This is a genomic window from Staphylococcus caeli (assembly GCF_900097965.1).
GTDB lineage: Bacteria > Bacillota > Bacilli > Staphylococcales > Staphylococcaceae > Staphylococcus > Staphylococcus caeli.
In genome coordinates, this window is sequence record NZ_FMPG01000004.1 from 114990 (window position 1) to 127810 (window position 12821).

At 32.1% G+C, this 12821-nt stretch carries 12 protein-coding genes and 1 pseudogene; 8 read left to right on the plus strand and 5 right to left on the minus strand.

Annotated elements, in window-relative coordinates; translation table 11 throughout:
* Window positions 1–589: 589 nt before the first annotated feature.
* On the plus strand, window positions 590–1054 hold the full coding sequence (locus BJS11_RS06640) for an aminoacyl-tRNA deacylase (protein WP_069994892.1): 465 nt from the start codon (window positions 590–592) through the stop codon (window positions 1052–1054).
* Window positions 1055–1814: 760 nt separating this feature from the next.
* Window positions 1815–2243: pseudogene (locus tag BJS11_RS06645) on the plus strand (Ohr family peroxiredoxin).
* Window positions 2244–2308: 65 nt separating this feature from the next.
* Here the strand turns inward: BJS11_RS06645 and BJS11_RS13990 are convergent.
* Both BJS11_RS13990 and BJS11_RS06650 read right to left on the minus strand, forming a co-directional pair.
* Complete coding sequence (locus BJS11_RS13990) at window positions 2309–2401, minus strand: SAR1012 family small protein (RefSeq protein WP_258953780.1); 93 nt, start codon at window positions 2399–2401, stop codon at window positions 2309–2311.
* A 113-nt stretch (window positions 2402–2514) separates the two neighbouring features.
* Window positions 2515–2727, minus strand: a complete 213-nt coding sequence (locus tag BJS11_RS06650) for a TM2 domain-containing protein (protein ID WP_069994891.1) — start codon at window positions 2725–2727, stop codon at window positions 2515–2517.
* A 178-nt stretch (window positions 2728–2905) separates the two neighbouring features.
* On the opposite strand from BJS11_RS06650, the gene BJS11_RS06655 reads away from it, so the two are divergent.
* On the plus strand, window positions 2906–3460 hold the full coding sequence (locus BJS11_RS06655) for a GNAT family N-acetyltransferase (RefSeq protein ID WP_069994890.1): 555 nt from the start codon (window positions 2906–2908) through the stop codon (window positions 3458–3460).
* A gap of 240 nt (window positions 3461–3700) precedes the next feature.
* Here BJS11_RS06655 and BJS11_RS06660 read toward each other — a convergent pair whose 3' ends face one another.
* Window positions 3701–4639, minus strand: a complete 939-nt coding sequence (locus tag BJS11_RS06660) for a 1,4-dihydroxy-2-naphthoate polyprenyltransferase (protein ID WP_069994889.1) — start codon at window positions 4637–4639, stop codon at window positions 3701–3703.
* 187 nt (window positions 4640–4826) lie between these two features.
* On the opposite strand from BJS11_RS06660, the gene BJS11_RS06665 reads away from it, so the two are divergent.
* The 5 genes from BJS11_RS06665 (at window position 4827) to BJS11_RS06685 (ending at window position 10253) form a co-directional block, all read left to right on the plus strand.
* On the plus strand, window positions 4827–6179 hold the full coding sequence (locus BJS11_RS06665; protein ID WP_069994888.1) for an isochorismate synthase: 1353 nt from the start codon (window positions 4827–4829) through the stop codon (window positions 6177–6179).
* Entirely contained in the window at window positions 6172–7854 is a 1683-nt protein-coding gene (gene menD / locus BJS11_RS06670; RefSeq protein ID WP_069994887.1) for a 2-succinyl-5-enolpyruvyl-6-hydroxy-3-cyclohexene-1-carboxylic-acid synthase, read from the plus strand. The genes BJS11_RS06665 and menD overlap by 8 nt, the downstream gene beginning before the upstream one ends.
* A complete protein-coding gene (gene menH, locus BJS11_RS06675) occupies window positions 7841–8647 on the plus strand; it encodes a 2-succinyl-6-hydroxy-2,4-cyclohexadiene-1-carboxylate synthase (RefSeq protein WP_069994886.1) in 807 nt (268 codons plus the stop codon). The genes menD and menH overlap by 14 nt, the downstream gene beginning before the upstream one ends.
* Window positions 8640–9458 (plus strand): 1,4-dihydroxy-2-naphthoyl-CoA synthase, encoded by an 819-nt coding sequence (menB, locus tag BJS11_RS06680; RefSeq protein WP_069994885.1) that lies wholly within the window; start codon window positions 8640–8642, stop codon window positions 9456–9458. Before menH ends, menB begins: the two co-directional genes overlap by 8 nt.
* A gap of 336 nt (window positions 9459–9794) precedes the next feature.
* Entirely contained in the window at window positions 9795–10253 is a 459-nt protein-coding gene (locus BJS11_RS06685; RefSeq protein ID WP_069994884.1) for a MarR family winged helix-turn-helix transcriptional regulator, read from the plus strand.
* A gap of 48 nt (window positions 10254–10301) precedes the next feature.
* On the opposite strand, the gene BJS11_RS06690 is transcribed toward BJS11_RS06685, so the two are convergent.
* Entirely contained in the window at window positions 10302–11477 is a 1176-nt protein-coding gene (locus tag BJS11_RS06690) for an aminotransferase class I/II-fold pyridoxal phosphate-dependent enzyme (protein ID WP_069994883.1), read from the minus strand.
* A 155-nt stretch (window positions 11478–11632) separates the two neighbouring features.
* Complete coding sequence (locus BJS11_RS06695) at window positions 11633–12637, minus strand: acyltransferase family protein (protein ID WP_069994882.1); 1005 nt, start codon at window positions 12635–12637, stop codon at window positions 11633–11635.
* Between the last annotated feature and the right edge of the window lie 184 nt (window positions 12638–12821).

Below are 12821 nucleotides of genomic sequence, written 5' to 3' on the forward strand. Positions count from 1 at the left end.
TAGTCCAACTTTTGGGGTGCACATCACTTTGGCAAGGACGAGATGATTGTTTTCGAATAATTATTTAAACCAGCCACCGTCTTTTTAACGGGCTCGCTTGGGTGATACACTTATTGTGTGTCGCCTTTTTCATATATAAATTAACACAATATAAAAAAATTATCAAATGTTTAAGTCGGTATAGTCATGTTGTCTTTTTATTATGCAGAGGAAAATTAAAGTAGCAAAAGAACCTAGTATAGTTTGGGTGTCGGATTGTATTTTTACATCTAATAAAACCAATTTTTGTTAGACGTTCAATAGGATTAGATAAAGCATAAATAGATAAAGAATCGTGGATTTATTCTGAAAAATTTGTGAAATTTGATTGTGAGCCATTGTCAAAAATAAGAATAAAAATATATTTATTGATAGCGCCTTGAAGGCATAAAAATCAATATTGCAGGTTACTTATTTCTTTGCCTTATTTTTTGTTGTAAAGTTAAATTGTAGTATTTGAATATGCTATGGTGTACGAGTTTCAACGATAATAAAAAATTAGAATAAATATATAAATTTATTTTATGATAAAAAGATTAGGGGTGGCTGAATGGAACGAACTCATGAAAAAGTAAAAAAGATATTAGAGAAATATAATGTTAACGCTAAACATTTGGTATTAAACCAAACATGTCATTCTGTGAAAGAAGCAGCTGAAGTAACAAATGCACAGGTAACAGATTTTGTAAAAAATATTTGCATGATGGATTCAAACGATAATTTAATAGTTGCAATTGTGAAAGGAGAGCACAGGGATAGTACTTCACGTGTAGGTAAAGGCTTAGATATTAATAGACCAAGATTGGCTGATGAAGAAGAGGTGTTTGAGCAAACTGGATTCCCTCCTGGTGGGGTTCCTTCTTTTGGTTTCAAAGGGAAATTTTTGATTGATCTTAAAGTGATGGAAATGGATTTTATTTATACAGTTGGAGGTTCTGAGAAATCTTTAGTAAAAATAAATACTCAAGACCTAGTTAAGTTAAATCAAGGGGAGATAATAAGAGTGAGGAAGTAAGGTTTTGACCTTTAGAAATGAGTAACTTTTAGCGAGTTTCTTCTAGTATTGATACTTAATTTTATACTGCCATATTATTGAAATGAGAAATTGTCTCCGTTTCCGTAATTTAATTAATTACCATTAGGTTAGCGTAAGTAAGGCGTTAATTTAGCGGTTTTTTATTTTATAAAGGGTAACGGCGGTATTTAAATACTAATTTTCTACTATGTTATTGCTAGATAGACTAAATCTTTAATGTTTCAAATGTGGAAAATGCACGAATACACTTAAATGACAGTATTAAAATAAGGACTACACCAGAACGTGATCTGGAGTAGCCCTTTTTAAGTCTGTTGTCCACTTACTTAGGCACTGCAGCGATGATTGCTTTAATGATAGTGATAATTGTATTCACAATATCTGTAATCATAATAGTCACCCCTTTGGTTTTCTTAATGTTATTATACTGCAAAATAATTATTTTATTTGATTTTTTCCTAATTGATTATTATTCAAATGTAATTGTCATATAATTGGATGTTATAAGACACTAAGGCATTCCAAAGTGTTGATTGGTAGATAGACTTAAATAGAATTACGATTTTAGCTGTGTAATACAGTATTTTATTATCTAGCGGTTTAGACTGTAATACGAAATAATACGATATTAAAACTATAGTTTATTTTTTTTGTATTTTTTAAAATAGATGGTATCGTTGTTATTGAATAAAGTTTAATTTAATAATTAAAGAATACATTGAAAATAGGAGTGAATCATATGGTCAAACCTTTATACGAAACAACTGTCATTAGTAATGGTGGAAGAGATGGTAAAGTTTTCAGTGAAGATAATACTTTTTATCAAGACTTAGCTGTACCCAAAGAAATGGGAGGTAACGGCGTAACAGAGTCAAATCCTGAGCAATTATTTGCAGCGGGTTATAGCTCATGTTTTAATAATGCACTTATGCATATTTTAAAACAAAGCGGTAAAGGTGAAATTGAACCTGAAGTGAAAGTGACAGCGTATTTACTGCCGGATAAAAGCGATGGTGGTGTAAAATTATCAGCAAGTTTAGCTGTAACTTTAACAGATTTGAGTAAAGAAGAAGCTTAAGCATTGGCAGAATAAGCGCACAATTATTGCCCATATTCAAAGGATTTAAAACAAAAAATTGATATAGAAATTGAAGTTAATGTAGATTAATATAGAGCCATAATAAAAGCTGATAATTACCTCTAAAACAGGTGACTATCAGCTTTATTTATATATTATTGTGATTTTTTACTAATTAAATTTCTAATCGCCTTAACGATATAACCAACTGCTAATGCTCTAAATACACGCTTAATTATATTTTTCACTTTAATCCTCCTATATTATCAGTTAAATACTGAAATTTGTATTATAGGTTATTTACCCAATTTTGATAAAAGTTAAGTGTTAAATCGGAAAATAATGAAAAATGAAGCGTCGTTTATTTTGTGAAGCTTATTAAACCGTCCTCATCTGCTGGTTTGAAGAAAATTGTGATAATACCACTAATAATAGCAAGAATATAAGGTATACCAGTCCAAAAGAAAATGAGATGAATCACTCCTTGTAGAAGCTGGTTAGAATAAAACTTGTGTATACCACACCAACCTAAAATAAATGCGAGCACAACATAGATTACTTTGTTTACTTTCATACATTCATGTCCTTTCTTAATAGATCTTAATACATTAATTATCGCTTAAATTATAAAATACAACAATCGAAAACTACAAAAAACAAATGACTTCTTTTCATAGAATAGTCATTACTTCGAAATTTTAATTTAATCATTTATAATAAAGTTAAAGAATTAATTGAAAAGGGAGACTAACATGATTAGAAAAGCGAAACCTGCTGATATTCCTAAAATTGCAGAATTATGCTATATCATTTGGAAAGAATTAGATATAGATGTGGTAAGAGATATTGAACAATCGAGACTATTAAAAATAATAGAACAAAGTATGATTGATGTACCTTATAGAGGGCACTACAGTAACACGTGGGTATATGAATTAGAAGGGGAAGTAGCTGGATGTCTGATTGCATACCCAGGTGATAAAGAAGTTGCATTAGAACAGGCTTGGCTCGATATGGATTTAGATGATGATATACGTGCATATGGTTCGCCGATGCCGATGAAAGAAGCAAATGATGATGAATGGTATATCGAAACAGTGGCAACATTTCCTGAATTTCGTGGGCGTGGCATTGCAACGAAACTTGTTCAGTATGTATTAGATTCAAATAAAGATGAGAAGTGGAGCTTAAATTGCGATATTAATAATGATGGCGCACTTCGTGTTTATAAAAAGTTAGGCTTCAGTGTTGCTAGTGAGTTTGATCTTTACGGACATAATCATTATCACATGATTCATAATAAATAAAGAAGGCGTGGAACAGAAATACAATTTTCTAATAAAGATTTCGTAGTCCCACTCACTGACAAGGATGACTAGAGTTGAAAAGTTTACCTAAGTTGAAGCTCATGCATAAACTTCAATAATATAATAAATTAAGCTATGAGACTTTATTTTTTCAATTTAGTTAGTTATTACCTAATTAAAAAAGGATCTGAAACATTTTTATATGTCCCAGACCCTTAAGTTGATTATTGGTTTTGCATTTTAAATGCCGCCTAGTAAGGCACTGATATAAATACCTAATGCGTATAGAAAACCGAAAAACGTATTTGTTTTTCCAGTTGCTGCCATTGCAGGCATCATTGTTTGTGGTGTGTCATTTTTCTTAAATCTTCGAACAGCTTTGATAGGCATTGGGAAAGATAATAATGCTAATAAGAAAAAGAGTGATCCACCTGGAATAAAGAACGTAATAAATATAACTAACACATAGGCTACGATATACATGAGTGCTAAGAAACGTATTGAATTATTTTTACCTAATAAGATAGGAAGCGTCATGCGACCACTTTCCTTATCTTTTACATGGTCACGAATGTTATTCGCCATATTTATCATACCGATAGTGATTACGATTGGAATACTAATCCAAACAATAAGTACTTGTAAGTTGCCTGTTTGTATAAAGAAGGCAATTAAAATAATAATCATGCCCATAAATACACCTGAAAATAATTCTCCAAAAGGTGTCCATGAAATTGGGAATGGGCCACCAGTATAAAGATAGCCTACAGCCATACAAACCAAGCCAACAGGTAAAAGCCAAAATGAACTTTGTATTGCGATAAATAAACCTAGCAAACCAGCTATAATGTAAAAGGCGATTGCGATATTCATAACTAATTTTGGACTCATACCATTACGAACGATTGCGCCTCCGATACCTACAGAAGTGTGATCATCTAACCCTTTTTTGAAATCGTAATATTCATTAAACATGTTTGTAGCAGCTTGGATTAACAAGCAAGCAAGTAGCATTGCTAAGAATAAACTTAATTTTAAATGATCTTCACTTCCAAGCAGGAAAATTTTAGCAGAAGCAGTACCTACAAGTACAGGTACGACAGCAGCAGTCAATGTATGTGGTCTCATCAGGTGCCAGTATTTTCTGACAGTTGAATATTGTTGATATTGAGATGCCATAATAATTTACCTCGTATTCTTTTAATTTATAATATTTTTTATCAAATTTATTTTAATAGAAGAAGTTGTACAGGTCAAATAACGTAAAAATTGTATTAATGAAATAAGCTCGAAACCATACACACATTGTGAAAAGTGGTACAATATTATAATGAGTGCAAACTGATAAATGAAAGAAGTGAAATAGATGACTATAGACGTCAGAGAACGTGAAATTGTCGAAGCGGTATATGAAAATAATCATACTTGGGTTTCTGTTGAAGCAAAAATAGATGATGCGTTAGACCCTGCATTATTATTCCATTTAACAGAAGATTTTGCAGGAGACCGTTTTTATTATAAGAAAAATGACAACGAAACATCATTCTTTGGCTATCATGCTATTACGAGATTCAAAAATGATTTTGAAAGTAAACAGTCCATTTTTCGTGAATGGGAAAAATATCAAAGTGATATAACGTTAATTCATCCAAGTTCGGATAAACATCACTTGAAAATTTGTGGTGGCTTCCAATTCTCAACACATAAGTCCGGTGATGAGTGGCGTGAATTTGGTATTAATCATTTTATATTACCAGAAGTATTAGTGACGATGGAAAAGAATACAACTTATATTACGTATACGGTAAAAGCCAAAGAATTTAAAATAGATAATTTTAAAACAATCATAGATAATTTAACGCAAACAAATATATTACCAGATATAGAAATGGGAAATATTAAACGCATTGACGATATATACAAAGATGAGTGGCGTGATTTAGTTCAAGAAACGATTGATAAGTTAGATGAACATAAAAAAATTGTCCTCGCTCGTAAACGTTTGGTGATGTTTGATAAAGATATTAATCTGCCTTATATTTTGAAAAAGGCATTGCAAGGTGAGCATAATAGTTATTTATTTGTATTAGAATCACAAGATAGTGTCTTCTTTTCACAAACGCCAGAACAATTGATGGAAGTCAATAATGGTGTACTGTCAACGAAAGCTGTTGCGGGTACAATTAAACGTACACATCAAGATGGGATTGACAATGCAAATATTAAAGCTTTTTTAAATGATGATAAAAATTTAAATGAGCATCGCTTTGTTGTAGAAAGCATATTGAACGATATCGAAATCTATGTTGACGATATAACGTATAATGAAACGCCACAAATCTTAACTAATGACCATTTATATCATTTGATTACTAAAATCAATGCTGATTTGAAAAAAGATTCGTATATTGGTTTGCTTGATAATTTACATCCTACACCTGCTTTGGGTGGTTATCCTAAAGATGAGGCTATTAGTTATATTGAAGAGAAAGAATTTGGTACACGTGGACTTTATGGTGCGCCTGTGGGTTATATTGATATGTATGATAATTGTGAATTTATTGTGGCGATAAGATCGATGTTGATAAAACACAATCAAGCAACATTATTTGCTGGATGTGGAATCGTTAGCGATTCTGATGCAGATAGTGAAGTTGAAGAAACTGCAGTAAAATTTAACCCTATGATGAAAGCTTTAGGAGTCGAGGAATATGAATAATCATACAGATGCTTTAACGAAACAAGTCTTTATATTTGTTTCGGAATTATATGCCTATGGGATTAGAGAAGTCGTTATTAGTCCAGGATCACGGTCTACACCAATGGCCATAGCAATAGAAGCGCATCCTAAAATGAAATCTTGGATTCATCCAGATGAGCGAAGTGCAGCATTTTTTGCGATGGGCTTAATGAAAGGTAGCGAGAGACCTGTTGCTATCCTTTGTACATCAGGGAGTGCAGCGGCAAACTATACACCGGCAGTATCGGAAAGCAGCTTAAGCCACTTACCATTAGTTATAATGACTAGTGATCGCCCACATGAATTAAGAGGGATTGGTGCGCCACAAGCTATAAATCAAGCTAATATGTTTAATAACTATGTGAAGTATCAATTTGATTTTCCAATTGCCGATGAAAATGATACGCAAGACTTTATGGAGAGTACAGTTAAATTCCAATTACAGAAAGCAAGTCAATTTTTATATGGACCTCATCGGGGACCAATTCATTTCAACTTGCCGTTTAGAGAGCCATTAACACCAAATATTGAAAAAGTAGAATGGTTAACATCAGATAGAAAAGTATTGCCACATTACCAAAAAACAACAAGTCTTAATGAAATGAGTACCGTTGTCAAAAAACGTAAAGGCTTGATTATTGTAGGGGATATGCAACATCAAGACGTTGATCAAATTCTGACATGTGCTACGATACATGATTTGCCTATTCTGGCAGATCCACTTAGTCAATTACGACGAGAACATCATCCAAATGTGATTACAACTTATGATTTGCTATTTAGAGCAGGTTTAGATTTAGAAATAGATTTTGTTATTCGGGTCGGTAAACCGGTAATTTCTAAAAAATTAAATCAATGGTTAAAATCAACGCATGCCATTCAAATCCTAGTGCAAAATAGTGATCAACCCGATGCTTTTCCTGTGTGGCCGCATGTGTCATTTGAAATGTCAGCTAATGATTTCTTTAGACAATTGTCAGAAACACCAACTGTTGAACGTAAACAATGGTTAGAAAAATGGCAAACATTAGAAAAACAGGCGGTTGTAGAAATCAAAGATTATTTGAGAACTGCAACTGATGAGTCTGCATATGTTGCCAATGTATTGGACAAATTAACGTCCAAAGATACTTTGTTTGTTAGTAATAGTATGCCAATCAGAGATGTTGATAATTTGTTTATCGATTGCGATGCGGAGATTTATGCTAATCGTGGTGCTAACGGGATTGATGGCGTGGTTTCAACTGCATTAGGCATGGCAGTACACAAACGTGTAACATTATTAATTGGTGATTTAGCATTTTATCATGATATGAATGGTTTATTGATGTCTAAATTGAACGATATTCATCTCAATATTGTTTTACTCAATAATGATGGTGGTGGTATTTTCTCTTATTTACCACAAAAAGAAGCGGCTGATGCATACTTCGAAAGACTATTTGGTACACCTACGGGCTTGAATTTTGAACATACGGCATTACTATATGATTTTGCTTTTGAAAGATATGATACAATAGAGGCATTCAAATACGCTGATTTATCAAAGTTTGGGGCACATATTTATGAAATTTTAACGCATCGAGAAGAGAATAAACAACAACATCTAATACTCTATAAAAAGTTGAGTGATATTATCAATGTTACACTATAAATTTCATCAATCAAATGAACATAATCAGCAACTTCTAATTATGCTACATGGTTTTATCAGTGACCAACATAGCTTTGATCAACATGTTCAACAATTTACAAGCGATATGAACGTGTTGACAGTTGATTTACCAGGTCACGGTAAAGATCAGTCGAATGTTGAACAATTGTGGGATTTTGATTTTATTTGCAAACAATTAGGTTTTACATTAGAAAACTTTTCAGATTATCAACTTTTTTTACATGGTTACTCGATGGGTGGCAGAATTGCATTGTACTATGCGATGCATGGTCAAGTTAACTTAGCAGGTCTCATTCTTGAAAGTACCTCTCCAGGCATAGAAGAAGAGGAAGATAGAAATGAAAGACAACTTGTGGATCATGCCAGAGCCAAAGTGTTGGATATTGCAGGTTTAGAAATCTTTGTGAATGATTGGGAAAAATTACCGCTTTTTTATACTCAATACGATTTAGATAAGGTAAGTAAAAAAGAAATTCGAGAAATGCGATTACGTCAAAATCCAACGCGTTTAGCCAAAGCATTACGTGAATATGGTACAGGACAAATGCCTAACCTATGGCCATTTTTATCACAAATTCAAATACCTACTTGTATTATTGTAGGTCAATTAGATGGTAAATTTTGTAAAATAGCACAACGTATGATTGAAGCAATACCACACGTAGTTTTACATCAGGTTGAAAATAGTGGCCATACGGTTCATGTGGAAGAAATGACAGAATTTGATAGAATAGTATTAGGTTTTATTCATAAGGAGGAGCAAAATGACTAGACAATGGGAAACAATTAGAGAATATAAAGAAATTAAATATGAATTTTATGATGGAATAGCTAAAATAACAATTAATCGTCCAGAGGTGCGTAATGCATTTACACCAAACACCGTGCAAGAAATGATTGATGCATTTTCAAGAGCACGTGATGATCAGCGTATTTCAGTAATTATTTTAACAGGAGAAGGCGATAAAGCGTTCTGTTCTGGTGGAGACCAAAAAGTACGTGGTCATGGTGGCTATGTCGGTGACGACCAAATACCACGTCTAAATGTGTTAGATTTACAAAGACTAATTCGTGTAATACCAAAACCAGTAGTGGCTATGGTCAGAGGATATGCTGTCGGAGGTGGCAATGTATTAAACGTGGTATGTGACTTAACAATTGCTGCAGATAATGCAATCTTCGGACAAACTGGACCTAAAGTTGGTTCATTTGATGCTGGTTACGGTTCTGGCTATTTAGCTCGAATCGTTGGTCATAAGAAAGCACGTGAAATTTGGTACTTATGCCGTCAATATAATGCACAAGAAGCTTTAGACATGGGCTTAGTTAATACAGTTGTACCATTAGATCAAGTTGAAGATGAAACGGTACAATGGTGTCAAGAAATGAAACAACATTCACCAACTGCATTAAGATTCTTGAAAGCTGCGATGAATGCAGACACAGACGGTTTGGCAGGCTTGCAACAAATGGCAGGAGATGCTACTTTACTTTACTATACAACAGATGAAGCAAAAGAAGGCAGAGATGCGTTTAAAGAAAAACGTGATCCAGACTTTGATCAATTTCCAAAATTCCCATAAATCAACGATAATATACAATTGTATTTCACTACATTGAACAAAGAGTTAAATTAAACGTACAACGTTTGATTTGGCTCTTTTTATTATATGTTTAAATATATTGGTTTAGTAAGAAATATTGAATGCAATTATAAAAATTGATTTTAGTAGAGATTGATGTATTTAAATTAAAAAAATAAAAATAAAAATATTTTACATTAATTTCTATTGTTCAAACATTATTCAATTAATGGTAAAATACATTTTTTTATGAACGTTTTATTACATTTATTTATTTAATTTGACTATAATTAAAATATATACTAATATAATATGTAAGGACTAGGGGTGAGAATTATGACTTCAAACGATTTAAATCAAATGAGAAAAGAAATGTGTTACCTTTTTTATATAACTAGTAAAGAAGTGGTTAATATATTTAATAAGCATTTAAAAGAATTAGATATTAGTTTTCCAAACTACATTGTATTGCTATATATAGAAAATGAACGTCCAATTTTTATTAAAACACTATGTGACGAATTGTATTTGGATTCTGGCACGATTAGCCCAATCATTAAGCGTCTCGAGAAAAAAGAACTAATAGAGCGTATTAGAACGGCTGATGACGAACGTAGGGTTAAAGTAAGATTAACTGATAAAGGATTAGAATTAAAGAAAAAATTCGCACGTGTTTCCGAAGAGGTAATTCAGCAATTTAATATGAAAACCGAAGATTCAATAGAATATTTACAAATTTTAAGAACATTTGCTGAAAAAAATATTTATTCAAAGAATGATGAAGTGAAATCGTAGTATCAAAGATAATGTATTAAAAAATGAGTGAAAATCAAAACCACCCGTTCACACGGGTGGTTTTGATTTATAATAATTTGAAAGGTACTGTTCAAGTCTTCGCATTGCTTCTTTTAGGGCATCAAGCTCATAAGCATATGATATGCGGACATGTCCTTTACCGAAATCTGTAAAAGCAGATCCTGGCACAATAGCTACATGTGCATTTTCCAAGACATCTATACAAAATTGAAAATCATCGTCGGTAAAATGTTTAATACTTGGGAAAATATAAAATGCACCTTCTGGTTTAGCATCTAAATCAAAGCCAAGTGCTTCCAATCGTTCGATCAAGAAGTCACGTCGTTCAATATAGGCTTCATTCATATGTTGTGGTGCCTCGAGACCTTCGTTTAAAGCTGCAATACATGCAATTTGTGCAGGGACATTAGCGCAAATGCAATTGTAAGCGTGCATGAAGGTTAATTTTTCTATAAGATATTCTGGACCAATAAGAAAACCAATTCGAATACCTGTAGCTGAATGTGACTTGCTGAGTCCACCGATGAGCAATAGCTGATCACGAATAGCACTAAATTCTGCGAATGATGTATGAGACCCTGTAAACGTATTTTCTGCATAAATTTCATCGCTAATAATGAATAAAGAGTGATCCTTTAATTTATTTGCCAGTGCTTGTACTTCATCATAAGATAATATCACGCCTGTTGGATTAGTTGGATAGTTAAGTAAAATTGCCTTCGTATGTGAGGTAATGTGCGCCTCAATAGCCTCAGGCGTTACTTTATAATCAGACTTAGATGTATCTATATAAACGGGGGTTCCACCGAGTGTCTTAATTAATGGAATATACCCGGAATATACAGGGCCAGGTATTAATATTTCATCACCTGGATCAATGATACTTCTTAACGCTGTGTCTAAGGCTTCACTTGCGCCATTGGTTATAATAATTTCTTCCGAACTATATTTAAAATTGTAACGTTGTTCAAAATATTGACTTACTGCATTTCTAGTTTCAACTAAGCCCTTATTATGAGAGTAACTTGTTTGATCTTCGCGAATTGCATTTATGTAAGCCTCTTTAACGACTTGAGGCATGGGAAAATCAGGCTGTCCTATTGTTAAATTGATACAGTCTTGAATACCACTAATACGACTAGAAAATTGTCGTATACTTGGTGCACTTAAATGTTTAGAATTATTGTTTAATGAAAGTTTCATAGTTTATAGTTCACCTCAAAATAATATACCGAATCGTATTGATAATATGTATGATTTAATAAAAACACTGCTATTTTGAATAAATTCAGTGTATGTTGGTTTCATAGATTCATCATAACATATTTGAATGTAATACAATTCGGTTAGTAGTTCGTCTATTCTTTAAATTTAGAAGGAGACTGTAAGTTAATAATTGGATTTGTCCATTTTGATATAAAACGTGTAGATAATACATATACGATAAGCAGGGCAAATAATAGTAAATACAAGTATGTGAAGACTGATATAGTATCTTTGAATGGATAAATACCAAACCCACGTATAATGCCTATAACGAGGCCGTGAAGTAAATACACATGCATTGTTTTACGCCCTATATATGTAAAGTAATAGGATTTTTCAGATATTAAATTTAAGAATGAAAATAGAGTGAGTAAGATTATAAAATACAACAATAGTCTTTTTAATGGACTGTATAAATCTTGTTTACCCTCTAATGACATATATGGTGAATTCCCCAATAGCCAATCCGCATTAATCGGATGGAACGAATAAATGATATAAAAAGATACTAGTATTATGATAGCAACTGGGACAAATTTTTTGTTTTTCAAAATTTGAATATGCTTACTTGTAAATAAATATCCTAAGTAAAATATAGGAAAGAACATAATCGTTCTTGAAAAACTTAAGTAATTATCAATATTATTAGAATAGCCAGCAAGGAGAGAGACAATAATTGCAATTGGTAAAACAAAATAAGGTTTATAATCTTTCACAATGACTAAAATCACATGGAATAAAAATAAAGTAAGTAAAAACCATAATGCAAAAACTGGGTCGAATGGATCGATTTTCACACTATCTTCTTTGCCAGTAAAATAATAATATAAAGAGAAAAATCCAAAGAAAATCACATATGGAATTAATAATTTTTTAGAGACTTTTTCTAAATATCCGGCTTGGCCTGCTTTTTTGGCAAAATAACCTGAAATAAATAAAAATCCTGGCATATGGAAACTATATATTGTTAAATACAAAGCTGATAAATGCTGACTCGCTTCAGTATAGGGCTGTAATAAATGACCAAATACAACGAGAAAGATTAACATAGCTCTTGCATTATCAAAAAAGTAATCTCGCTCTTTTAATTGTGACATAGGGGAGCTCCTTTAATAAATTACGATAAACTTTAAATACACTACGTCTAATTTATTATAAATCGCATGAGAAATGCAACAATCTAGTACAATTTGTAGTTTAATATTGTATATTTTCATGAATACTATTATAATATTAGAAAATAAAATAGTGTATATAAATTATTGTGAAACTAATTTTAAT